The organism is Mesorhizobium sp. WSM4844, from assembly GCF_055811775.1.
Genome location: NZ_JBVVQB010000018.1, coordinates 1 through 24,234, shown reverse-complemented (window position 1 = coordinate 24,234; position 24,234 = coordinate 1). Strand labels below are relative to the sequence as shown.

Here is a 24,234-nt window from a genome sequence, read left to right as displayed (position 1 = left end):
CGAATGGCTTTTCTCGAAATTGATGGGCTGAGGAAGCGGTTCGGATCGGTCGAGATCCTGAAGGGCATCGACGTTGATCTCGAAAAGGGCGGCTTCCTCGTGCTGGTCGGCCCGTCCGGCTGCGGCAAGTCGACCTTGCTCAACACCATCGCCGGCCTGGAAAGCATCACTGAAGGCGAAATCCGCGTCGACGGCCGCACGATCAACGATCTCCACCCTTCGAAGCGCGACATCGCCATGGTGTTCCAGAGCTACGCGCTCTATCCGAACATGACCGTCGCGGGAAACATTGCCTTCGGCATGGAGATGCGCGGCGTGCCGGCCCACGAGCGCCAGAAGGCGATCGACAAGGTGGCGAAGGTGCTGCAAATCGGCCACCTCCTGCAGCGCAAGCCGAGCCAGCTTTCCGGCGGCCAGCGCCAGCGCGTCGCCATGGGCCGGGCGCTGGTGCGCGACCCCAAGCTGTTTCTCTTCGACGAGCCGCTCTCCAATCTCGACGCCAAGCTGCGCGTCGACATGCGCATCGAGATCAAGCGGCTGCACGCAACCACCGGCACCACGATCGTCTACGTCACCCACGACCAGATCGAGGCGATGACGCTGGCCACCAAGATCGCGGTGATGCGCGACGGCGAGGTGCAGCAGTTCGGCACGCCTGCCGAAATCTACAACAACCCGACCAACCTGTTCGTCGCCGACTTCATGGGCTCGCCGGCGATGAACCTGATCCCGGCGACGATCGGCGGCAATGGCAACGCGCTTTCCGTGGTGCTGCAGCGCGAGGCGCGCGAGCCGATCTCGCTGCCGCTGGCCGATGCGCCGACTGGTCTGTCGGCATTCCACGACAAGCCGATCATTTTTGGCGTCCGTCCCGAGGCCCTGACCGATCCTGAAGGAGCCGAACGCAACGCATCGAACATCGCCACCGCCGATTGTCACATCGAGGTCGTGGAGCCGGCCGGCTCCGACACCTTCGCCGTCACCAATCTCGGCGGCAAGGCGGTGGTGGCGCGTCTGCGCGCCGACGCCAACATCCAGCCCGGCACCAGCACGCCGCTCGCCTTCAACCTGACCAAGGCGGTGTTCTTCGATCCGGCGACCGAGAACCGCATCCTCTGACAGCCATGACAAACCCGGACATCGTCATCATCGGCTCCGGCATCGGCGGCGCCACGATCGCTTCCGGCCTTGCCGGCAGTGGCGCCTCGATCCTGATGCTGGAGCGCGGCGAACCGCTGCCGGCGACGCCGCACACGCGCGACACGCGCGCCATCTTCGTCGACGGCCACTACCGGCCGAAGGAGATGTGGCGCGAGGCCGGGGGTGCTGCGTTCAATCCCGGCAATTATTACTATGTCGGCGGCAATTCGAAATTCTATGGCGCGGTGCTGATCCGCTACCGCAGGCAAGACTTTTCTGTCATGGAGCACTATGGCGGCGTCTCGCCGGCCTGGCCGTTCTCCTATGACGAATTCGAGCCCTGGTATTCCAGGGCCGAGCAGCTTTTTCGCGTGCGCGGCGCACTCGGCGAAGACCCGACCGAACCGTTCCACTCGATCCCCTACCCCTTCGGGCCGGTGCCGGACGAGCCGCCGATCGCCCGCGCCCGCGCCGAACTCATGGGCCTCGGCCTGCATCCGGCATCGCTGCCGCTCGGAGTCGACATCGATGCCTGGCTAAAGGACGGCAAGACAGGCTGGGACGCGTTTCCCAACACCGGGACCGGTAAGGTCGACGCCCAATCGGGGCCGCTGACAGCGGCACTTGCCGACCGGAACATCAGGCTCGAGACCGGTGCTCATGTCGAATACCTCGAAGCCTCATCGGATGCCAGGACGATCGCCGCCGTTCACTATCGCCAGGATGGCAGGCTGAAGAAAGTGACGCCGAAACTGGTCATCCTCTCGGCCGGCGCGGTCAATTCCGCCGCCATCCTGCTGCGTTCGCCGTCCCCGAACGGAAACGGCCTTGCCAACCGCTCCGACCAGGTCGGCCGCAACTTCATGAACCACAATTCGAGCGCCATGCTGGCGATCGATCCGCGCCGCAGGAACACCTCCGTCTACCAGAAGACGCTGATGCTCAACGACTACTATCTATCCGACGGCAAGGGCGGCAAGCCGCTCGGCAATGCCCAGCTTCTCGGCAAGATCGACGGTCATATGCTGAGGGCCAACGTCAAGCTTGCGCCCAAATTCGCGCTGGACTTCATGGCCGGCCACGCCGTCGACTGGTATCTGATGTGCGAGGACCTGCCGGACCCCGAAAGCCGCATCATGGTCGACGGCAAGGACATCGTCATGCAGTGGCGGCGCTCCAACATGCAGTCGCTCGACGGGCTGACCAGGGTGATGCGCGAGAACTTCCACGCCTGCGGCTATCCGATCGTCCTGTCGCGGCCTTTCGACAAGCGCACGCCGTCGCACCAGTGCGGCACGGTCAAGATGGGCGACGATCCGGCGACCTCGCCGCTCGACCCGTTCTGCCGCTCGTTCGACCACAAGAACCTGTTTGTCGTCGACGCTGGCTTCCTGCCGAACTCGGCCGCGGTCAATCCGGCGCTGTCGATCGCCGCACAAGCGCTGCGCGTTGCCGACCACATCCGCAAGAGCGAGCTTGTCCTATGATCGGTCTGCGCCGCCCCTCATCCGCCTGCCGGCACCTTCTCCCCGTGAACGGGGAGAAGCCCGCTGGCCGCAACCCCGGCGCCTTTTTTGCAACGCTGGCGATTGGCGAAGCAGGCGATGAAGGCGTCCTTGTCCCCGTCACTATACGGGGAGAAGTGCCCGGCAGGGCGATGAGGGGCGGCGCTGACGTCCAAAGGAACATCTTCACATGAGCCGTCCGGCAGCCATCATCACCGGCGGCGCGCGCGGCATCGGCCTTGCCTGCGCCGAGGCGCTGGCCGATGCCGGCTTCGATATCCTTGTCGTGGACCTTGCCGAAAAGGCCGGCGACGGGGTTGCCGCTGACATCACCGCCCGCGGCGCGAAATTCGCCTACCATTGCGGCGACATTGCCGACCTCGACGACCATGCCGCATTGGTCGATGCCGCGACGAGCGCCTTCGGCCGCATCGACTGCCTGGTCAACAATGCCGGCATCGGCGCCGTGGTACGCGGTGACCTGCTGGAATTGAAACCGGAAAACTTCGACCGGATCCTCGCCATCAACCTGCGCGGCACCGTCTTCCTCAGCCAGGCCGTTGCCAGGGCGATGCTTGCGGCGCCGGGTGACCACCCGAAATCGATCATCACCATCACCTCGGTCAGCGCCGAAATGGCCTCGCCGGAACGTGCCGACTACTGCATCTCCAAGGCCGGACTTTCGATGTGGGTGAAAACCTTGGCGCTACGCCTCGCCGCCGAAAACATTGGTGTATTCGAGCTGCGGCCGGGCATCATCCACACCGACATGACCGCGGGGGTAACCGCCAAATACGATGCGCTGATCGACGGCGGGCTGGTGCCGGCCAAGCGCTGGGGCGAAGCCGCCGATGTCGGCGCCGCCGTAGTGGCACTCGCCGGCGGCAAACTCGGCTTTTCGACCGGCTCGATCATCAATGTCGACGGCGCGCTGTCGGTGCCGAGGCTGTGAAAAGGTGACGCCATGACCGACTACATCATCGTCGGCGCCGGCCCGGCCGGCTGCGTGCTGGCCAACCGGCTGAGCGAAGAGCCATCGAATTCAGTGCTGCTGCTCGAAGCGGGCGGCAAGGACTGGCACCCGCTGATCCACATGCCGGCCGGTTTCGCCAAGATGACCAAGGGCATCGCCGCCTGGGGCTGGTCGACCGTGCCGCAAAAGCACATGAAGGACCGCGTCTTCCGATACACGCAGGCCAAGGTGATCGGCGGCGGCTCCTCCATCAACGCCCAGATCTACACACGCGGCAATGCCCGCGACTACGACGCCTGGGAGAAGGAAGAAGGCCTTGCCGGCTGGGGCTATCGCGACCTGCTGCCCTATTTCAAGCGGGCCGAGAACAACCAGCGCTACGCCAACGATTTTCACGGCGACCAGGGTCCGCTCGGCGTGTCGAACCCGATTGCGCCGCTGCCGATCTGCGAGGCTTATTTCCGCGCTGGGCAGGAGATGGGCATTCCCTTCAATCCCGACTTCAACGGGGTAGCCCAGGAAGGCGTCGGCTATTACCAATTGACGCAGAAGAACGCGAGACGCTCCTCCGCCTCGGTCGCCTATCTCAGGCCGATCCGCGCGCGAAACAACCTGACCGTCAGGACCGATGTGCTGGTGACGCGCATTGTCATCGACAAGGGCCGCGCCGTCGGTGTCGAGATCGTCGACAGGCCGGGCGGCCAGCCGACGACCTTGCGTGCCGAACGCGAAGTCATCGTCTCGTCCGGCGCCATCGGCTCGCCGAAGCTCTTGATGCAGTCGGGCATCGGCCCGGCCGACCATCTGAAGTCGGTCGGCGTGACGCCGGTGCACGATCTGCCCGGCGTCGGTTCCAACCTGCAGGATCATCTCGACCTGTTCGTCATTGCCGAATGCACCGGCGACCACACCTACGACAACTACGCCAAGCTGCACCGGACGGTATGGGCCGGCCTGCAATACCTGCTGTTGAAAAAAGGCCCGGTTGCCTCCAGCCTGTTCGAGACCGGCGGCTTCTGGTACGCTGACCCGACCGCCGCCTCGCCCGACATCCAGCTCCATCTCGGCCTCGGCTCCGGCATCGAGGCCGGTGTCGAAAAACTGAAAAATCCGGGCGTGACGCTGAACTCGGCCTTCCTGCGCCCGCGTTCGCGCGGCACGGTGCGGCTGAACAGCGCCGACCCCGCCGACCACCCGCTGATCGACCCGAACTACTGGTCCGATCCCTACGATCGTGACATGTCGATCAAGGGGCTCAGGCTGGCACGCGAGATCATGCGGCAGAAAGCGCTAGCCCCCTACGTGCTGCGCGAGGTGCTGCCGGGACCGGCACTCACCAGCGACGACGAGCTGTTCGACTATGCCTGCCGCAGTTCCAAGACCGACCACCACCCTGTCGGCACCTGCCGCATGGGCCATGATGCGATGAGCGTGGTTACGCCCGATCTCAGGCTGCGTGGCATCGAGGGCCTGCGCGTCTGCGACGCCTCGGTGATGCCGCGCATCCCCTCCTCCAACACCAATGCGCCGACGATCATGGTCGGCGAAAAGGGCGCCGATCTGATCCTTGGCCGCGAACCACTGCCGCCGGCCGTGTTTTCCACCAACCAAGCGGCATGAGATTCCAAGAATGATCAGGCACTGTGTTTTCGTTCGATTCCGCAATGACGTCACCGACGACGAGCGCGCGGCAATCCATGCCGATCTTGAGGCGCTGCGGTCGGTGATCGACGGCATGGCCAAGGTCGAATTCAGCGCCAATGTCAGCCCAGAACCGTTCGCGCGCGGCTTCACGCACGGCTTCACCATCGACTTCAGCGATGCCGCCGCACGCGACGCCTACCTGGTGCATGAGGCTCACAGCCGAGCCGGCGCTCGGCTGGTCGCGGCGCTTGAAGGCGGAACCGACGGGCTGATGGTGTTCGACCTCGAGATAGGCGCTTAATGCATGTCGCGCAAAAGCATGCCCTCGGGCACTGACCCGAGGGTGTGCAGCGGTTTTGCGTTAACGACATGCATAAAACAACAATCCAAAGCGCGTCGCGTGAGGTCGGTCGAACGCGACGCGCTTTAGCCTATCCAAGCCTCAGCGCGACGACGCCGGCAACGATGCTGAGCACGGCGGCACCCCGCCAGGCGGTCATCTTCTCGCCGAGCGCAAACACCGAGATCATCATGGCGAACAGGATCGAGGTTTCGCGCAGCGCCGCAACCGAGGCGATCGGCGCCTTGGTCATCGCCCACATCACGATCCAGTAGGCGGCGCCGCTGAGCACGCCGGTGTACACGCCCGCCTTCCAGTCGCGCGCCAGCACCGGCAGCGCCTTTGGTCCGCGAAAGATCAGGCACAGCACCAGCGCCCACAGCGCATCGCAGACGAACAGCCATGCGGCATAGCTCGACGCCGTCGCGGCCAGCCGCGCGCCGCTGCCGTCGGACAGCGTATAGCCGGCGATGAAGATCGAGGTGCCCAGCGCAAAGCCGACGGCGCGCAGGTTCAGCCTTTCCAGATGCGCGCCGCCGCGAAACGACAGCACCAGCGTCCCGGCCGACAAGAGAACAATGCCGAGGATGGCGAGCGGCGCCGGGACTTCGGCGACCACCACGATGCCGCCAAGTGCAGCCAGCAGCGGTGCGGTGCCGCGCGCCAGCGGATAGGTCTGGGCGAAATCGCCGGCCCTGTAGGCGGCGATCAGGAACGTCCTGTAGCCCATGTGGAAGATTACCGAGGCGATGATATAGGGCCACACGTCCGCTTTCGGCACCTCGACGAAAGGCAGCGCCAGAAGCGCCACGGCGCCCATGCCGAGCGTCATCAGCGTGATCGACAAAAAGCGGTCGAGATGAACCTTGACCAGCGCGTTCCAGATCGCGTGCATGGCGGCGGCAGCAAGCACCGCGAAGAAGACGAACAAGGTCATCGGCGGCTCATGCGCCTTCGGCCCCCGTCCCGAACGGCGTTTCCAGGTCGATCTCGACCCGCAGCGGAAAATGGTCCGAGGCGATTTCGTCGATATCGGCACTGGCCGAGCGGACCCGTCCCGCCAACATCCCGCCGACGAAGCAATGGTCGAGCCGTCGCTTTGCCAGCCTGCCGTCGATGGTCTTCACATGGGTATGGAACTCCGCCGTCGGGTCGCTGGCGACGGCGGCGGCATCGACAAAACCGTTGAGATAGGCAGCACCGCGATGGTACGGCGTGCTGCCAACGATGCGCCGGTACTCGGCACTGCCCGGCTCCATGTTGAAATCGCCCATCCAGATCGCCGCCAGCGGGTTTTCCGGCTCCGGCTCGCCATTGCTCCAGTTGCGCACGGGCTCATCGTCGGCGCCGCTCCACGGGCCGCCGTCGGACGGCGCGCGGCGATGCTCGGCGAGCAGATAGTCGATCTGCTCCAGCCGCTCTTCGGCGGCGATATGCGCCAGATGCAGCGACAGCACCCGCACCGGACCGGCAGGGGTGTGGATCATGCATTCCAGCGCTGCGTTGCGGGTGTTGAGCGGACGCACGGTGCGGCGCAGCGGCAGCGTGTGCAGGCGCGACCAGACGATCGGCAGCTTGGACAGGACCATGGTGCCGAATTGCCGCCGCCGGTTGACGATGCGGCCGTCACGCCGCTCGCTGGCGTCCATGTCGAAGGCCGGCCCATAAACCCAATAATGTTCGGGCAGCAGTCGCGAGAGAAGTTCCGGCTGGTCGTCCTCGTTGCTGCGCAGCCAGTGCCGTTCCACTTCCTGCAACGCGATGATGTCTGCGCCAGCGACAACCTCGGCGGAACGCGCGAGATCGTAGCGGCCGTCGCTGCCGAAACCGTATTGGATGTTGTAGCTGACCAGCTTCATTGCTTAACCGGCTCAATTTCGTGATGGCAGTAGCGGTTTGGCGGATTGGTTGCAATGTGCAGCCGGATGCAGAGAGCTTGGGCCAGATAGCGCAGCTAAGTCGTCAGCGGCTGGAATCGTCCCGGCGGAGAGGCGGCCAGTTCCGACCAGTCGATTTCCTCCTCCAGGCGATGATACGCTTCGTCGCCGATCGTCCCGTCGATACGCAATTGCTCCAGCGCGTCACGCTGGCTCTTGATGGCATAGAGGCGCAACCTGTCGTACTCGGTCGCTGCCTGGGCGTCGTCAGGGTTTTCAGCGATCGTGCGCTGCGCGGCAAATTGCTCGCGGACCACGGCCGCGGCATTCGATGTCTTGCCGCTCAACACCTCCAGCGCGGCCTGCATGATGGCGACGCGTGCCTGCGCGACCTCGCGGTCGACAGTTCCGTCCGGATCGAGACGAAGCAGGCGCAGCAGCGGCTTCAGGCTGATGCCTTGCAGCACCAGGGTGCCGAGCACGACCGAGAAAGCGGCGAGCACGATCGGGTCGCGGCCGGGAAAGTCGGCCGGCAAGGCAAATGCTGCTGCAAGCGTGACAAGGCCGCGCATGCCGCACCAGCCGATCAGTACGCCGCCGCGAAATGACGGGGCCTCGGCCTGCCGTTCCGCGTCACCGAAGCTGGCGAGCCACCTCATGATCGCGCCGCATCCCAGCACCCAGACGAGACGCGAGACGATGACGACAGCCAGCACGGCTGCGGCAAAGACAAACGCTTCGACCTGCCCCTGCTCGGCAAGCCGGCCGACGATCGACCGTGCCTGAAGTCCCATCAGGACGAAGGCAAGCACGTTGAGCACGAACACCGCCGTCTCCCAGACCGAGTAGGAGCTGATGCGATTTCTGGCCGGCATGTGGCGCGGCGCGGTACGTGCGATGGTCATGGCATAGACGACGATCGTTATGATGGCGGAGAGCCCGATCCTGTCGGCCAGGATCCAGACGCCGAACGTCCCGGCAAATTGCACCACCGTGCCGCTTGCCGGATCTCTGATGCGGCTGAGGGTGACGAGAGACAATCGGCCGAGCACGTAACCAGCGGCAAGGCTGCCGACCGTCGACAGCAAGATCATCGGAACCGCGCTGCTCAGCAGGATGGAGCCGGCGGCTGCGGAAACCGCCATGCGGTAGATCAGCAGTGCCGTGGCATCGTTGAGCAGGCTTTCGCCTTGCAGGATCGCGGTGACGCGGTGCGGCACCTTGAACTGTCCAAGCACGGCCGACGCCGCCACGGCATCGGGCGGCGCCACGATCGCGCCCAGCGCAATGGCCGCAGCGATCGGCAGGCCTGCCATCGTCCATCCAACGAGCGCCACGGCAGCGGTGGTGAAAACGACGGCGCCAAGCGCCAGCAAGAAAAGCGGCAGTCTGTAGCGATTGAGATCGCGCAGCGACGTGTCGTAGGCCGCGTCAAGAAGCACCGGCGCGATGAACAAGGCAAGCGCCAGTTCGGGATCGATCTCGATGGTCGGCGCAAACGGCAGGAAGGCGATGCCCGCGCCTGCCAACGCCAGCAACGACGGATAGGGAACCTGGAGACGCCGCGACAACGCCGTCAGCGCGACGGCGATCAGCAGGAGAATAAGGGTCAGCTCGAAAAGCGCCATGCCTCATCGTAGCGGCGAAGCCGGGCGATTGGCAGGCAAAAAAACGGCGACGAGTTTGGCTGGTGAATGGTGAATGGTGAATGGTGAATGGTGAATGGTGAATGGTGAATGGTGAATGGTCGCTTGCAGAGAAATCTCGGCGCGTAAAGCGCCTTCTTGCTATTCACTATTCACTATTCACCATTCACTCTTCCCCTAATGCAGCACCAGCATGTCACCCGACGAGAACGAAATCTCGGCCTTTTCGCCGACAGCGGGCGGCGGCGCGGCCGGGCTGTTGAACGTGTCGAGCGACACCGTGCTGCCGCCGATGCCGACGCGAACCCGGATGACCGAGCCGAGGAAGTGCACTTCGGTGATCTCGCCCGAAAGACTGGAGTCGCGGCCGGGATGGCGGCCGAGCGAAATCGCCTCGGGCCGCAGCGCCAGCGACAGCGTGTCGCCGGACTTTGAGCCGTTTAGCTTTCCCTGCAGCGAGACCTCTTGCGAATTGACGCGCACCTTGCCCGAGGCTGCATCGGTGACGGTGCCTTCGAGCACGTTCAGCGTGCCGACGAAATTGGCGACGAACTTGGTTGCCGGCCGGTTGTAGATCTCGAACGGCGTGCCGACCTGCTCGGCCTTGCCGCCATACATGACGGCGATGCGGTCGGAGATCGACAGCGCCTCTTCCTGGTCGTGGGTGACGAAGATGGTGGTGATGCCGAGCCTCTTCTGGATCGAGCGGATTTCCTCGCGCAGCGACACGCGCACCTTGGCGTCGAGCGCCGACAGCGGCTCGTCGAGCAGCAGGAGCTTCGGCTTCGGCGCAATAGCCCGCGCCAGCGCGATGCGCTGCTGCTGGCCGCCGGAGAGCTGATAAGGATAGCGGTCGCCCATCTGCGGCAGCTTGATGAGGTCGAGCATCTCGGCAACGCGCCTGTCGGCATCGGCCTTGGGCATGCCCGCGACCTTCAGCCCGAAGCCGATGTTTTGCGCCACCGTCAGGTTGGGAAACAGCGCATAGGCCTGGAACACCATGCCGACATTGCGCTGGTTGGGCTTGAGCCGGGTGATGTCCTTGCCGGCGACGACGATCTTGCCGGCGCTCGGCTCCTCGAAGCCGGCGACCATACGCAGCACCGTCGTCTTGCCGCAGCCCGATGGCCCGAGGAAGGAGACGAATTCGCCCGGCTCGACGTCGAGGTTGAAATCCTGGACCACGGTGGTGGCGCCGAAGGATTTTCGCACATGCTGGATGGAGAGGAATGGCTCGGCCATGGCTTTTTTTCTTTCGGTCAGTACTTTTCGGTCAGTTTGGCCGGTTCGCCGATCGCGGCGCAAAACGCGACAGGATCTGGATCAGCGACATGCACGCCCAGGTAATGGCGAAGGCGATGATGGCAAGTGCCGCCGGCTCATAGGCGCGATTGGCGCCGATGTTCTGCAGGTAGGGACCGAAGGCCGGCCGATTGAGCAGGCTGGCCATGGTGAATTCGCCGAGGACGATAGCGAAGGTAAGGAAGGCGCCCGACAATACCGCGATCAGCACATTGGGCAGAATGACACGGGCGATGATCGTGCCCCAGCCGGCGCCGAGGATCTGCGCCGCTTCCGTCAGCGTGCGCACGTCGATAGTGCGAAGCCCGGTGTCGACGGCGCGGTACATATAGGGCAGCGCCAGCGTCGCATAGCCGATGACCAGCAAGGCGTTGGTGCCCGTGTCGCTCGCCAGGAACGGCAGCGGCGAGTTCGATCCGTACATTCTGATGTAGCCGAAGACGATGACGATGGCGGGGATGACCAGCGGCAGCAGAGTGATGAACTCGACGACCGGTCTCAGTTGCGGCAGCCGTAGCCGGATCCAGTAGGCGGTGGGCACAACAATGAGCACGCCGAGGATGATGGTGAAGATGGCGGCAAGCACCGAATAGCCGAAGGTCGCCTGGAAGCGGGGATCGCCAAGCACGACCTCGTAGGCATCGAAGGAATAGACCCCGCGCCGCATGCGCATCGAGAATTCCACGGTCGCGATCAGCGGAATGAAGAAATAGGCCGCACCCAGCGCGAAGACGACCCAGGCCCAGAAACGTCCGCTCTTCATTTGAGCCACCTTTCGCTGCGCGTCCGGAACCAGATGTAGAAGACGTTGGCGAGGCCGGTGATGACGATCATGCCGAAGGCAATGGCATAGCCGAGATGCGGGTTGTGCAGCACGTCGCCGCGGATCTGTGCGTAAAGCACGATGGGAATGATGTTGAGCGACGAGCCGGTCAGCGCATAGGCGGTGGCGATAGCGCCAAAGGCGTTGGCAAACAGCAGGATGACGGTGCCGAGAAAACTCGGCCATATCACTGGGATGACGACCATGCGCCAGTATTGCGCCGTGGTGGCGCCAAGCGTCGCGGCCGCCTCGCCCCATTCCTTCTTCAGTCCGTCGATCGCCGGCGTGATGATGACCACCATCAGCGGGATCTGGAAATAGACATAGGTCAGCGTCAGGCCCCAGAACGACAGGATGTTGAAGCCGTGGGCGTAGATGTTGAGGCCGAACACGGTGTTCAGGATCACCGTCGCGAGGCCGAGCCGGCCGAGCGTAGCGAGGAACGCAAAGGCTAGCGGCACGCCGGCGAAATTCGAAGCCACGCCGGAAAAGGTCAGCGTCGCCGAACGTATCCAGTTCGGCAGGCCGCCGCGCACGATGGCAATGGCAATGGCCAGACCGGCAAATGCCCCGATGAGCGACGAAGCGAGGCTGATCTTGATCGAGATCCAGTAGGCGGCAAGGATCGTGGGCAGCCTGCAGTTTCCGTCGACCCAGGAGATCCAGGAATCATATTGGCACTGTATGTAGTTCGACAGATTGGGTGGGTCGAAGATACCGACAATGTTGTCGAAGGTGAACGTGCCGGCAGCGTTCTGGAAGGCGCCAAGCACCAGATAGAGTGTGGGCAGGACCAGGAACATGATGGCGAAGATGAAGAACGGCGCCACGCCCAGCCATTGCGTCGGCAGCCGAAACGCGCGCGCCTCGCTGGGCGGCGCCGTCTTCCCGGCAATCGCGTGATCGGAAAGCGAGAGATCGGTCATGCGCCGGCTACCGTCTTATCGCATCGGCCCGAAAATCGAACTCGATTTTCGGAAAGCACGATGCGGAAATTTGAGTTCTAGAGCGTACTTTGCGCGTCTGACGCACGTCGCTCTAGCGGGAATACCGGGCGGCGGTGAAGCCGCCCGGCTTTCAACCTTACTGAACGTTGGCGCCGACGACGGCGTCCCAGTTCTTGGTGATGACTTCCTTGGCCTTGCCCTGCTCATCGAGCGACGGGAACACCGCGGCCTCATAGGATGCGGCCGGCGGCAGCTTGGCCATCACGTCCTCCGGGATTTTGCCGTTCTTGGCGAGATCGTTGAAGCGGATCGGGTGGCAATAGCCCTTCAGCCAGCCGATCTGGCCTTCGTCGGAATAGAGATATTCCAGCCAGAGCTTGGCAGCGTTCGGATGCGGCGCGTAGGCGCTGATCGCCTGCACGTAGACGCCGGCGACGACACCGGTCTTCGGCACGACGACGTCGACCGGCGGATTGCCTTTCAGCGTGTCGCGGCCGGCAAGCGCGTTGTAGTCCCAGTTGATCAGGATCGGTGTCTGACCCTGTGCAAGCGTCGCCGGCTTGCCGATGACCGGCACGAAATTGCCGGCGGCATTGAGCTTCTTGAAGAACTCGAGGCCGGCAGTACCTGCGGCTTCACCGGCCGCGGCGCCGCTTGAAAGACCAGCGGCGTAGACCGCCTGGATTGCCTGATTCGAGGCGCGTGGATCACCGGCGAGCGCGACGGCGTTGGCGTATTCCGGCTTAAGAAGATCGGCCCAATCAGCCGGCACTTCCTTGACCAGATCCTTGTTCACCATCATCGCCAGCACGCCGTAATAGTCGCCGGTCCAGTAGCCTTCGGGATCCTTGGCGCTGTCGGGGATCGTGTCCCAGGTCGACACCTTGTAGGGTTGGATCAGGCCGTCGGCCTTGGCGGTCGGGCCGAAGGACAGGCCGACGTCGATGACGTCGGGTGCCTGCGGGCCCTTATTGTCCTTGTTGGCCTTGATCGCCTCGATCTCGTCTCCGGAGCCGGCATCGGGGTTGAGCTCGTTGACGGTGATTTCCGGATATTTCGCCTTGAAGCCGGCGATCACCGCGCCATAGCCGCACCAGTCATGCGGCAGCGCGATGGTGGTGAGCTGGCCTTCCGCCTTGGCGGCGGCGACCAGTTCATCCATTGACTGCGCCGACGAGATGGCAGAGGTCGCCATCAGGGCGACGGCCGTAAGGGAAAGTACTTTTCCCGTGAATTTGAACATGTGTTCTCTCCGTTGAACTGACGCCGTTGGACGCCTGCGATGCGGTATCGTTTTCGTGTGACAGCCCGATGAATGCTTTGTGAAAGCGATGCCCTGCAGTACGAAAAAGTAAACTCTTTTTAACCGGCTGTAGCAATCGCTCCGCGATTATTTTTCCGGCTAACGAGTTTCCGTCATACCTTTCATCTTTCCCCCTTTCTTTGCCCCTAGTTTCCCGGATCAGTTTCCGGCGCGAATACTGTGTCAGGCGGTGCCGGCAATGGCGTTTTCGAGCAGCGTCAGCGCCGCCTTCCTGGTCAGCTTGACCGGGTTGCCGCCGGCGGTCGGATCGACCACCGCCATGTCGGCGATCAGGCCCTTGCGCTTCTTGTCCATGTCGAGCCCCTGGATCAGGCCCGGCAGCGCGTGCGGCACCTTCAATTCCTTGCGCAGCTTGGTGACGGCCTTGGCGAAGCCGTCGAAGCCGCCCTTGATGCCGCAATAAGCCGCGAGCCGGGCGATGCGCGCCTCGATGGCGTCGCGGTTGAAGGCCAGCACATAAGGCATGAACACGGCGTTGGTCATGCCGTGATGGGTGTCGTAGAGCGCGCCGATCGGATGCGACAGCGAGTGGATGGCGCCCAGCCCTTTCTGGAAGGCGGCGGCGCCCATGGCGGCCGCGCTCATCATGTGGGCGCGGGCTACAAGATCCTTGCCGTTGGCATAAGCTTTCGGCAAGTTTTCGAAGACCAGCCGCACGCCTTCGACCGCGATGCCGTCGGCCATCGGATGATAGCCCGGCGCGCAATAAGCCTCGAGGCAATGGGCGAGCGCATCCATGCCGGTGCCGGCGGTGATGAAGCCGGGCATGCCGACCGACAGTTCCGGATCGGCGATGACGATGGCCGGCAAAAGTTTCGGATGGAAGATCACCTTCTTGGTGTGGGTCGCTTCATTGGTGATGACGCCGGCGCGGCCGACTTCCGAGCCGGTGCCGGCCGTGGTCGGCACGGCGATGATCGGTGCGATCGCGTCGGCGTTGGCGCGCGTCCACCAGTCGCCGATATCCTCGAAATCCCAGACCGGCCGCGTCTGGCCGGCCTGAAAAGCGATCAGCTTGCCGAGGTCGAGCGCCGAGCCGCCACCGAAGGCGATGACGCCGTCATGCTTGCCCTGCTTGAACACCGCAATGCCGGCGATCAGGTTGGAGTCCACCGGGTTCGGCTTGACCTCGGAAAACACGCCATAGGGTACCTTGGCATCGTCGAGGATCTTCAACGTCGAAGCGACGACCGGAAGTTTGGCCAGCCCCGGATCGGTGACGAACAGCGGCCGCTTGATGCCGGTGGCATCAAGCACATCAGGCAATTCCTTGATGCGTCCCGCGCCGAAGCGCACGGTTGTCGGGTAGTTCCATTTGGAAATCAATTTTGTCATTTTTGTCTTTCGAGAAAATCAGATGGCTTCACGCAGATGATATGATTTCGGCCTCGTCAGATTGTCGTAGCCGATGGCCGAGAGTGCGGCGCCCTTGCCGGTGTCCTTGACGCCGGTCCAGACCAGCGCCGGATCGAGATAGTCGCAGCGGTTCATGAACACGGTGCCGGTCTCGACGCGATCACCGATCGCCGCCGCATGCTCGGTGTCGCTGGTCCAGATCGAGGCCGTCAGACCGTAGGGGCTGTCGTTCATCAGCGCGATCGCCTCTTCGTCGTTGCGCACCTTCATGATGCCGACGATCGGCCCAAAGCTCTCCTCGCGCATGACGCTCATCTGGTGATCGACTTCGGTCAGCACTTCCGGCGCCAGATAGGGCGAGCCTTGCTCGTCGTTGGCCACCCTCATGTTGATATGCGCCCTGGCGCCCTTGCGCAGCGCCTCGGCCTTCTGCTCGCGGATCAGGTCGGCAAAGCGCGCCTGTGCCATCGGCCCCATCGTCGTCGCCTGGTCGAGCGGGTTGCCGACGACGTAGTTCCTGGTTTCGGCGATGAAGCCTTCGACGAATTCGTCATAGACCTTCTCGTGGACATAGACGCGCTCGATGCCGCAGCAGCACTGGCCGGAATTGTAGAAGGCGCCGTCGACCAGGTTGGCGACGGCATGGTCGATCTTGGCGTCGGCCAGGACATAGGCCGGATCCTTGCCGCCGAGTTCAAGGCCGAGCGTCATGAAGGTGCCCGCTGCGGCCTTTTCGATGGCGCGGCCGCCGGCAACCGAGCCGGTGAAATTGACATGGTCGATCTTGCCCGAGCCGAGCAGTGTTTCGGTCTGCGCATGGTTCATGACGAGGTTCTGGAACAGACCCTTGGGCAGGCCTGCTTTGTCGAACGCCTGTTGAAAGCGTTCGCCGACCAGAAGCGTCTGCGCCGCATGCTTGAGGATGACGGCGCTGCCGGCCATCAGCGCCGGCACGATGGTGTTGACGGCGGTGAGATAGGGATAGTTCCACGGCGCGATCACCAGGACCACGCCGAGCGGCACCTTCTTCACATAGCGGCGAAACCCGTCTTTGGGATTGGAGGCCATCACCGGCTTGAGTGCCGCTTCCGCAATCTCGACCATGTAGCTGGTGCGTTCCCTGACGCCGCCGAACTCGCCGCCATAGCGTACCGGGCGGCCCATCTGCCAGGCCATCTCCGGCACGATCTCGTCGGTCATGGCGACCAGCGCTTCCAGCATGGCGAGCATATACTTGCCGCGCTCGACGATCGGCGTCTCGGCCCATTTCTCCTGCGCCGCCTTGGCACGCTCGACCGCGGCATTGATCGCCTGGTCCGTGGCGATGGGCCGTTCGGCATAGATCGAACCATCGACGGGGGATTTGAGTTTTACGGTTTCCAAGTGGGCGTCTCCATATATCGAAGGCAAAGCGTCAGCAGGCAAGGGCGCGAACATGCCCGGCTCTTGCATAATCCAGTATTGACTGATCGCGCGTCACGAGCGTCAAATCGAACGCCCGCGCTGTCGCGATCAATATCCTATCCGCCGGATCGCCGTGGAGCGATCCAGGCAAGAAAGACGATTCAATCAACAATTCCGGCGAAAGAGCCTCGACCTTGATGCCTGGCGTGGCGATCACTTCCCCAAAAATGCTTGCTGGCGACTTTGCTGCCGCCAACCGGCCCTTGGCGCTCAGCAGGCCCAACTCCCAGGCCGAAATGGGGGAAACCCGGACCTTCTCGTCAACAGCCGCGGCGCTGTTGATGGCAATCTTGGCTTCCGGCGTGATTGGCTCGTTCAGCGCTATCCATATGATCGCGCAAGTGTCGAGCAGCAGCCTGTGCATCACGGCAGCACGTCAGGCTCAAAGGCCGGCCTCGTGTAATCATGTCCTTGGAGAAGCGTGACCTTGCCCGTCCATATGCCGAAAAGAGGATGGTCGGTATTTCCCTGCGGAAGTTCGTAGCTGGCTTGCGCTTGTTCCGCCATTCCTGAACGAGTCTTGTCTGTGGTAGCCATATTCGGCTTTCGATAACCTTCGGGCCATCCCTCCAGTTTGAAATCCACCCGCTCGTTCGCAAGATCGACACGAGATGCCCGGTAGTTTGCGCGCAACCAAGCGCGCGCCTGGCTGTGCCCGCTCGGGCTGTTCGCCCACCATTCCTCCCGCTGTCGTGCCGACGGCGGCAAGCGGCCACCGATAACTTGCTCGATCTCTGCGAAGCTCATCGACATCTGGCCCTGGCCCGAGAACAGGAGATGCTCGAAAAGCGGATGGTATTTGGTTCCTTCGGTCATCGCACAACCTAGCTCAAGCCGCATTTTCGGTCAAGGTATTGATAGTATCTTACTATCTTTCTAATAACGCTCGAACCCCCTGTGCAGTTCCCAATCGGTAATGCGACGGTCGTATTCGAACTGCTCCCAGTGCGCCGTATGGACATAATGCTCGAGCACGCCGTCGCCGAGCGCCTGCTTCAGCATCTCCGATTTCGCCAGCGTCTCGGTGGCGTCACGCAGGGTCTTCGGAATTTCCGGCAGCTGCGAGGCCTGATAGGCATCGCCGACGAAGGGTTTTTGCAGTTCAAGCTTTTCATCGATGCCGGCAAGGCCGGCCGCGATCAGCGCGGCGAAGGCGAGATAGGGGTTTAGGTCGGCGCCGCCGATGCGGCACTCCATGCGGATGCCCTTGGTGCCCTCGCCGCACAGGCGAAAACCGGCGGTACGGTTGTCCTCGCTCCACATGATCTTGGTCGGCGCGAAGGTGCCGGCCTGGAAGCGCTTGTAGGAGTTGACGTAGGGGGCCAGGAACCAGGTGAATTCCCTGGCATATTTGAGCTGGCCCGCCGCCCATTGCTGGCCAAGCGTCGACAACGTCCATTCGGCCTTTTTGTCGTAGAAAAGCGGCGTCTCGCCGTCGGCGCTCCACAGCGAATTGTGGATATGGCTGGAATTGCCGGCCAGCCCGTAATTGTACTTGGCCATGAACGAGACCGCCTTGCCTTCAGACTCGGCGATTTCCTTGGCGCCGTTCTTCAGGATGACGTGGCGGTCGGCCATCTCGAGCGCCTCGGCATAGCGGACATTGATTTCTTCCTGGCCCGGACCCCACTCGCCCTTGGAGTTCTCGATCGGAATGCCGGCCGCCTGCATCTCGTTGCGCAGCCGGCGCATGACGCCTTCTTCCTTGGTGGTGATGCCGATCTGGTAGTCGCCGATATAGGGCGAGGCTGTGTCGAGGCCCTGCCAGTGCTTCTTGCGGGCGGAATCGTAGGTTTCGCTGAACAGATAGAATTCGAGCTCGGAGGCGAAATAGCCGAGATAGCCCCGTTCGCTCAGCCGCCTGACCTGCTTCTTCAGGATGGCGCGCGGCGAATGCGGCAGGTCGTCATGGGTGTGGTGGTCGAGCACGTCGCAGATCACCAGCGCCGTCTTTTCCAGCCATGGAATGCGCCGCAGCGTCGACATATCCGGCTTCATGACGAAGTCGCCATAGCCTTTCGACCAGCTCGCCGCCTTGTAGCCAGGCACCGGTTCCATATCGATGTCGGCGGCCAGGAGGTAGTTGCAGCCATGCGTCTCGTCATGGGCGGAATCGACGAAATACTGTGCCAGGAACCGCTTTCCCGCCAGCCGCCCCTGCATGTCGACAATGCACGCCAGCACCGTGTCGACCTCACCGCTGGAGACCGCCTTCTTCAACTGATCGAACGAGAAATTTCCGGCCATTCTTGCAAGCTCCGCCGCCCTTATGGCGCTTCGAGAGTTCAAATCTGGACCCGGCCGCGGAAGCGCGGCCGGGTAGTTGAGATACCAAAACAGGTCAGGCTTTCTGCGCGTGCTCCAGCGCGAACTCTTCTTCCGGCGACAGGATCAGCTTGTGACGGCCAACCAGCCCGAAATAGACGATCGCGATGGCGAACCACAGCGCCACCCAGACCACGCCCTTGGTGAAGTTCGCGTCCTGAATCTGGTAGAGCAGGGTGACCACGCCGATGATGATCGTCAGCACGGCGCCCGGGACGCCGAGCGGGCTGCGATAGGGACGTTCCATGTTCGGCTGGTTCTGGCGCAGCAGGATGAAGGACACCGCCTGCAGGATGTAGGAGAACATCGCGCCGAACACCGCCATATTCAGCAACACCGAGCCGATAAGCGAACCGGCCGTGGTGCCGCCAAGCGCGAACCACATGATCAGCATGATGCCGAAGCCGACGATGGCGCCCGCAAACATCGCCACATACGGCGTCTTGTACGATTTGTGGGTCACCGACAGCGCCGACGGGAAATAGCCGGCGCGGCTCAGCGAATAGACCTGGCGGCCCATGGCGAAGATGATGGTGTGGAAGCTTGCGATCAATCCAATCAGCGCGATGACGCCAAGCAGCACTGCGCCCGAGTCGCCATAAATCGCCCGGAACCCGTCAAGCAGAGGCTCGCCGGAAGTCGCGAGCTTGAACGAACCAACGCCGACGACCGACGGGTTGAGCAGCACGATCATGAAGGCCGAGACCATCAGCGTCAGCATGCCGGCGATAATGCCGCGCGGCATGTCGCGCTTGGGATCGACCGATTCTTCCGCCGCCAGCGGAAGCTGCTCGATCGCCAGGAACAGCCAAACCGCAAAAGGCAACGTCGCCAGCACGCCGGAGAAACCGAACGGGAACATCGAGCCATTGCCTTCGGGAAGCTCCATCGCCGCTCCGTCCGGACCGACGCCGATGTTCAACGCCCAGCGCGAAAAGTCCATGCTCGGGATGGCGCTGATCCAGAACACGATCAGCACGGCCAGCGACAGCAGCGTGACGATCAGCGTGACGCGGAAGGACAGCGCGACGCCGAAAATATTCAAAGCCAGGAACACGGCATAGGTCACCAGCCACCAGAGCGGCGGCCAGACGCTGGAGTCGGGAAAGGCGACCGACCAGATGCCTCCCATATAGGAGCCGATGAAGAAGGCGATGACGGCGGGCGTCACCACATACTCGACGTTTTCGCAAAGCCCGGTGATGAAGCCGCCCCACGGCCCCATGGCCGTCCGGGCGAAGGAGTAGGCAGCGCCGGTGTGCGGCAAAGCCGGGCTCATCTCGGCGATCGAGAAGACGAGGCCGACATACATGATGGCGATGATGATGCCGGCCACCAGCATGCCGCCCCAGCCGCCTGTCCCGAATCCGAAATTCCAGCCCGAAAAATGCCCGGATATGACGGCGCCGACGCCGAGCGCCCACAGATGCCAGACATTGGTGTGACGCACCAGTTGCCGGTCCTCGAAATAAGATTTGTCGCGCTTCGCATATGCGACGCTGCCAACTTGCTTCGTATTACCGCCTGCCATTTGAAAGTCCCCTTCTTCTTGTCAGTTGACCGGTTCCACCGGATGGCCGAGCCCGCGCCGGCCAGATCCCTGGGATCCGGATGACGGCTCGAGATCGGAAAAAATCCCCGTGAGCAGATCCGCCCATTTTCGCTGCCCGGCTTCGTCAGATATTTCGTCGTTGCGGATTTCGATCATCGCGCAGGGTAGCTCCCGCGGGCGCGCGTGCCGTTCCAGCGTGAAATAGACACGGTCGGCCGGCGAATAGGGTTCGTTGATGCCGACTGTGACACCGGCGAGCCGCTGCAGCGCGGCGACAAGCGGCGCTGCCAGCCGACGATCCTCGTCATGGATGACGCCGATGTGCCAGGGCCGGCTCTTGCCGTTGTAGACCGGGTTGAAGGAATGGATTGAAACCAGCCGCGTCTCGAGCCCGCGCGCCAGCCTTGTGTCGATGATGTCAGCGACCGCATCGTGAAAAGGTTGCCAGGACAGGGCGATGCGCGCGGCGCGCTGCTTTTGCGACAGGCCGGCATTGCCCGGAATGGTTGTGGTCTCGCTAACCGGCGGCACCAGATCGGGTGCGTCGAGCGGGCGGTTGCAGTCGATGACAAGCCGCGAAATGCGGGTCTCGACCAGCGTCGCGTCAAGCGCCGCGGCCATGCGGCGGGCCACCGGCAACGCGCCGGGATCCCAGGCGATGTGGCGGGAAAGCGCTTCGGCAGCAAGGCCGAGCGTTCCGAATTCCGGCGGCAGGAAATTGGAGGCGTGGTCGCAGGTCAGCACGAAAGGGCTCGATCCGCCGGGGTTCGTCACCCCTACGGCTTCAGGCGATGCAAGGCTGGCGGGCCGTGCTGTCTCCATTATCCTGTCGTCCCCGGGGAGCGCTGTATCGTATGTTACGTATTTTGCCTCATTGCGTCCCTGTGGATGATTTCATACAGTTTGTCCGGCTTTGTCAAACGCGATTTCGGGTCAAATGCGATTTCGGCAAAACGGCCGGGCATGGGGAAAAGATGATTTCGAGCATTGCCGAACTGATCTCGGACCGCATCGGCACGATGCCGGCGGGCGAGCGCCGCGCAGCGCAGACGCTGATCGCGAGCTATCCGCTGATCGGCCTGAAGACGGTCGCCGAATTCTCAGCTGCCGCTGGCGTCTCCTCGCCGACGATCCTGCGTTTCGTCGCCCGCCTCGGCTTCCAGAACTACCCGGAATTCCAGTCGGCGCTGCAGGACGAACTCGCGGCGCAACTGCAGTCGCCGGCATCGCGCACTCTCAACCCGCCATCGCCGAACGGCGGCGCGGTGTCGCCGATGCTGGAGGCGACGCTCGACAACATGCGCGAAACGTTCAGGCACCTGTCCGACAAGCAGCTTGCCGACATCGTCGCAAAGCTTGTCGACCGACGCGGCAAAACCTTCCTGATCGGCGGCCGCTTCACCGATCCGCTGGCGCGCTACATGGCCGCCCACCTCGCCATCATCCAGCCCAACGTCTTTCACCTCGCCGGACAGGAAAGCGTCTGGCGCGATCGGCTGATCGACATGGGCAAGCGCGATGTGCTGGTGATCTTCGACATCAGGCGCTACCAGGACAGCCTGGTCCGCTTCGCCGAGACGGCACACCAGCGCGGCGTGCAGATCGTGCTGTTCACTGACCAGTGGCTGTCGCCAATCGCCCGCTTTGCCCGCCATGTCATCGCCGGGCGCACCGCCGTGCCCTCGGCCTGGGATTCTTCGGCAGCCCTTTTCGTCGTGGCCGAAACGCTGATCGGCGCCGTCACCCGGCAGCTCGAGGCCGACGGCGCCAAACGCATCCGCGAGTTGGAAAGCCTGCGGTAGAGGCGCGGGCTGAACAGACGAACCCGACCAGCAGCAAAAAGTATTTTCAAGCAGTTTTTCAGCTACCCTCAGAATCACTTTTCGTGAGATACGCATTTGACGCATCATTTCTCATAAGTTAGAATCATTTTTCAGGGATTTTGGTGGATCGTACCAAAATTCGAACGCGAGGTACGGTTTTCATGGCTGCTCCGCAGGAGCATCAATTTTCAGGGCCGGTGAACGTTTTTCAGGAACTGCGCCTTCCTGAAACCGCGACTCTTGCCGGCTACAGCGCGCTGATCGGGGCCTATGGGCTTGCCGTGCCTCTGCCGCGGACTCTCTCCGCTACCGGCGAGCATCACCGCATCACCGAGCGGGACGGCTGGCGCATCATGACGCCCCGGCATGCGCCGCATTCAACCCTTGAAGGCCACCTGACCTTCGCTCTCAAATACGAAGGACTGGACCTGGCAATCCTCAAGCAGCTGTTTCTGGCGACCGGAACCGCACCGATTGAAGCGCTTGTTCGCAAAAGCCCGACCGGCAGCTACGCCCGCCGGATCTGGTTTCTCTATGAGTGGCTGACGGACACGCGCCTCGATCTCCCCGACGCGACCGCCGGACGCTATGTTCCTGTTGTCGACCCCGAACTGCAATGGGCGGCGCGGGGCAAGACCGCTCCGCGCTACCGCGTGAAGGACAACCTGCCCGGCACGCCGTATTTCTGCCCGCTCGTGTTCCGCACCAAAGCCCTTGAAGAATTCATCGGCCTCGACCTGCCTCGGCGTGCGCAGGCGATCGTCGCGAACGTGCCGCGCGACCTGCTTGCTCGGACGGCCGCTTTCCTTCTGCTCAAGGACTCGCGATCAAGCTATGCGATAGAGGGCGAGCGTCCGCCGCAGGACCGCATCCAGCGCTGGGGCCGCGCCATCGGCGAGGCCGGTCGTCAGCCGCTTGACCGCGATGAACTGCTGCGCCTGCAAAGGATCGTGCTCGGCGATGCCCGCTTCGTGAAGCTCGGCTTCCGGCAGGAGGGCGGCTTCGTCGGCGGGCATGACCGCGACAACCGCATGCCGCTGCCCGATCACATCAGCGCCCGGCCCGAGGACCTGGAATCGTTGATCGACGGCCTGGTCGCGTTCGACCGCGGCCCCGCCCAAAGCCTCGATGCGGTCATCGTCGCGGCGATCCTCGCATTCGGCTTCGTCTACATCCACCCGTTCGAAGATGGAAACGGCCGCATTCACCGCTACCTGATCCATCATGTCCTTGCCGCGCGCGGCTTGAACCCGCGAGGATTAGTGTCCCCTGTTTCGGCCGCGATACTGGAGAAAATCGACGAGTACCGGGGCGTGCTTGAGAGTTATTCGCAGCGCCTGCTGCCGCTGATCGAATGGCAGCCGACGCCGCAATTCAATGTCCGCGTCCTGAACGACACTGGGGATTTCTACCGCTTCTTCGACGCGACGCCCCACGCCGAATTTCTCTACGCCTGCGTCCGGCGGACGATAGAAAAGGATATTCCCGACGAGACCGCCTTCCTGCGCCGCTACGATCAGTTCCGGCAGCAGGTCGATGCCTTCATCGACATGCCCGAGCGTCTAACCGATCTGCTCTTTCGCTTGCTTCATCAGAACGGCGGCCGCCTTTCGAACCGCGCCCGTGAAAGGGAATTCGCCGCTCTAACGGATGACGAGGCGGAGCGGATCGAGGCGATCTACCACCAAACCTTCGGACCCGGCCTGCAGGCATGATTGTTCCATGGGTAACATCTATCGCGGCGCTTTCGTCACTTCCGGCAATCGAACCGCTCCGTTGGCGACCTCAACTCGACCGCCTGATCGCTTCCGCGCCGGAGAAGGCGTGCGCGCCAGGCTGCAAACGCAAAACGGCCCGCGTGATGCGGGCCGTTTTTGTTTGGTTGCGGGGACAGGATTTGAACCTGTGACCTTCAGGTTATGAGCCTGACGAGCTACCGGGCTGCTCCACCCCGCGTCAACCAGACGGCGAATGCCGGCCGGGCAGCCCGGACTTTTTGTTTTGTCCGTCCTCGAGGCCTTCGGCCTTTGCGGGCGGACGGGGCGCTGCTCCACCCCGCGTCAACGTCAGAAGTAAGCCTTGGCTCACTGGAATCAAGCTTTCGCCAACTGAAAGGGCCGCTTGCGCGGCCCGAGTTCCCGATTGGCGGGCCTGTTTTGTAAGGAGAAGACTGGATTTTTGCAACGTGCGTTT

22 protein-coding genes and 1 tRNA gene are annotated in these 24,234 nt (G+C 63.0%); 7 read left to right on the top strand and 16 right to left on the bottom strand.

What is annotated here, in order from left to right:
• Nucleotides 1-3 precede the first annotated feature (3 nt).
• From AC0L2A_RS16380 to AC0L2A_RS16360, 5 genes are all read left to right on the top strand, one after another.
• Nucleotides 4-1,119 (top strand): ABC transporter ATP-binding protein, encoded by a 1,116-nt coding sequence (locus AC0L2A_RS16380; RefSeq protein WP_091600409.1) that lies wholly within the window; start codon nt 4-6, stop codon nt 1,117-1,119.
• A gap of 5 nt (nt 1,120-1,124) precedes the next feature.
• Entirely contained in the window at nt 1,125-2,627 is a 1,503-nt protein-coding gene (locus AC0L2A_RS16375) for a GMC oxidoreductase (protein WP_473609642.1), read from the top strand.
• A gap of 208 nt (nt 2,628-2,835) precedes the next feature.
• Complete coding sequence (locus AC0L2A_RS16370) at nt 2,836-3,597, top strand: 3-ketoacyl-ACP reductase (RefSeq protein WP_473609641.1); 762 nt, start codon at nt 2,836-2,838, stop codon at nt 3,595-3,597.
• Nucleotides 3,598-3,609: 12 nt separating this feature from the next.
• Nucleotides 3,610-5,238 carry a GMC family oxidoreductase gene (locus AC0L2A_RS16365; RefSeq protein ID WP_091600406.1) on the top strand — a complete coding sequence of 543 codons (1,629 nt, stop codon included), beginning with the start codon at nt 3,610-3,612 and terminating at the stop codon, nt 5,236-5,238.
• Between the two features lie 10 nt (nt 5,239-5,248).
• Nucleotides 5,249-5,563, top strand: coding sequence for a Dabb family protein (locus tag AC0L2A_RS16360; RefSeq protein ID WP_091600405.1), 315 nt, complete (start codon nt 5,249-5,251; stop codon nt 5,561-5,563).
• Between the two features lie 130 nt (nt 5,564-5,693).
• On the opposite strand, the gene AC0L2A_RS16355 is transcribed toward AC0L2A_RS16360, so the two are convergent.
• From AC0L2A_RS16355 to AC0L2A_RS16290, 14 genes are all read right to left on the bottom strand, one after another.
• On the bottom strand, nt 5,694-6,539 hold the full coding sequence (locus AC0L2A_RS16355; protein WP_091600404.1) for an EamA family transporter: 846 nt from the start codon (nt 6,537-6,539) through the stop codon (nt 5,694-5,696).
• A gap of 7 nt (nt 6,540-6,546) precedes the next feature.
• Nucleotides 6,547-7,461: an endonuclease/exonuclease/phosphatase family protein gene (locus AC0L2A_RS16350; protein WP_091600403.1), complete on the bottom strand. Its 915-nt coding sequence runs from the start codon at nt 7,459-7,461 to the stop codon at nt 6,547-6,549.
• 95 nt (nt 7,462-7,556) lie between these two features.
• Nucleotides 7,557-9,107: a cation:proton antiporter gene (locus tag AC0L2A_RS16345; RefSeq protein WP_091600402.1), complete on the bottom strand. Its 1,551-nt coding sequence runs from the start codon at nt 9,105-9,107 to the stop codon at nt 7,557-7,559.
• Nucleotides 9,108-9,302: 195 nt separating this feature from the next.
• Complete coding sequence (locus AC0L2A_RS16340) at nt 9,303-10,367, bottom strand: ABC transporter ATP-binding protein (RefSeq protein WP_091600424.1); 1,065 nt, start codon at nt 10,365-10,367, stop codon at nt 9,303-9,305.
• Between the two features lie 31 nt (nt 10,368-10,398).
• Nucleotides 10,399-11,190 carry an ABC transporter permease gene (locus AC0L2A_RS16335; protein ID WP_027153283.1) on the bottom strand — a complete coding sequence of 264 codons (792 nt, stop codon included), beginning with the start codon at nt 11,188-11,190 and terminating at the stop codon, nt 10,399-10,401.
• Nucleotides 11,187-12,176, bottom strand: coding sequence for an ABC transporter permease (locus AC0L2A_RS16330; protein ID WP_027153284.1), 990 nt, complete (start codon nt 12,174-12,176; stop codon nt 11,187-11,189). The genes AC0L2A_RS16335 and AC0L2A_RS16330 overlap by 4 nt, the downstream gene beginning before the upstream one ends.
• A 157-nt stretch (nt 12,177-12,333) precedes the next feature.
• Entirely contained in the window at nt 12,334-13,440 is a 1,107-nt protein-coding gene (locus tag AC0L2A_RS16325; protein ID WP_091600400.1) for an ABC transporter substrate-binding protein, read from the bottom strand.
• 243 nt (nt 13,441-13,683) lie between these two features.
• Nucleotides 13,684-14,856, bottom strand: coding sequence for an iron-containing alcohol dehydrogenase (locus AC0L2A_RS16320; RefSeq protein ID WP_473609639.1), 1,173 nt, complete (start codon nt 14,854-14,856; stop codon nt 13,684-13,686).
• An 18-nt stretch (nt 14,857-14,874) separates the two neighbouring features.
• Nucleotides 14,875-16,314, bottom strand: a complete 1,440-nt coding sequence (locus tag AC0L2A_RS16315) for an aldehyde dehydrogenase family protein (protein WP_473609638.1) — start codon at nt 16,312-16,314, stop codon at nt 14,875-14,877.
• Nucleotides 16,292-16,705 carry a type II toxin-antitoxin system VapC family toxin gene (locus tag AC0L2A_RS16310; protein WP_473609636.1) on the bottom strand — a complete coding sequence of 138 codons (414 nt, stop codon included), beginning with the start codon at nt 16,703-16,705 and terminating at the stop codon, nt 16,292-16,294. The genes AC0L2A_RS16315 and AC0L2A_RS16310 overlap by 23 nt, the downstream gene beginning before the upstream one ends.
• Nucleotides 16,705-17,157, bottom strand: coding sequence for a DUF7662 domain-containing protein (locus AC0L2A_RS16305; protein WP_473609635.1), 453 nt, complete (start codon nt 17,155-17,157; stop codon nt 16,705-16,707). Before AC0L2A_RS16305 ends, AC0L2A_RS16310 begins: the two co-directional genes overlap by 1 nt.
• A gap of 60 nt (nt 17,158-17,217) precedes the next feature.
• Nucleotides 17,218-18,588 carry a glutamine synthetase family protein gene (locus AC0L2A_RS16300; RefSeq protein ID WP_473609634.1) on the bottom strand — a complete coding sequence of 457 codons (1,371 nt, stop codon included), beginning with the start codon at nt 18,586-18,588 and terminating at the stop codon, nt 17,218-17,220.
• Nucleotides 18,589-18,682: 94 nt separating this feature from the next.
• Nucleotides 18,683-20,197 carry an amino acid permease gene (locus AC0L2A_RS16295; RefSeq protein ID WP_473609632.1) on the bottom strand — a complete coding sequence of 505 codons (1,515 nt, stop codon included), beginning with the start codon at nt 20,195-20,197 and terminating at the stop codon, nt 18,683-18,685.
• A gap of 21 nt (nt 20,198-20,218) precedes the next feature.
• Nucleotides 20,219-21,040, bottom strand: a complete 822-nt coding sequence (locus AC0L2A_RS16290; protein WP_473609631.1) for an N-formylglutamate amidohydrolase — start codon at nt 21,038-21,040, stop codon at nt 20,219-20,221.
• A 152-nt stretch (nt 21,041-21,192) separates the two neighbouring features.
• On the opposite strand from AC0L2A_RS16290, the gene AC0L2A_RS16285 reads away from it, so the two are divergent.
• Nucleotides 21,193-22,020 (top strand): MurR/RpiR family transcriptional regulator, encoded by an 828-nt coding sequence (locus AC0L2A_RS16285; RefSeq protein ID WP_473609630.1) that lies wholly within the window; start codon nt 21,193-21,195, stop codon nt 22,018-22,020.
• A gap of 182 nt (nt 22,021-22,202) precedes the next feature.
• Nucleotides 22,203-23,756 carry a Fic family protein gene (locus AC0L2A_RS16280; protein WP_473609628.1) on the top strand — a complete coding sequence of 518 codons (1,554 nt, stop codon included), beginning with the start codon at nt 22,203-22,205 and terminating at the stop codon, nt 23,754-23,756.
• A gap of 164 nt (nt 23,757-23,920) precedes the next feature.
• Here the strand turns inward: AC0L2A_RS16280 and AC0L2A_RS16275 are convergent.
• Nucleotides 23,921-23,997: transfer RNA gene (locus AC0L2A_RS16275), tRNA-Met, on the bottom strand.
• Nucleotides 23,998-24,234: hypothetical protein (locus AC0L2A_RS16270; protein ID WP_473609627.1), on the bottom strand; the 237-nt coding region annotated here is incomplete at its 5' end. It lies immediately after the preceding tRNA gene.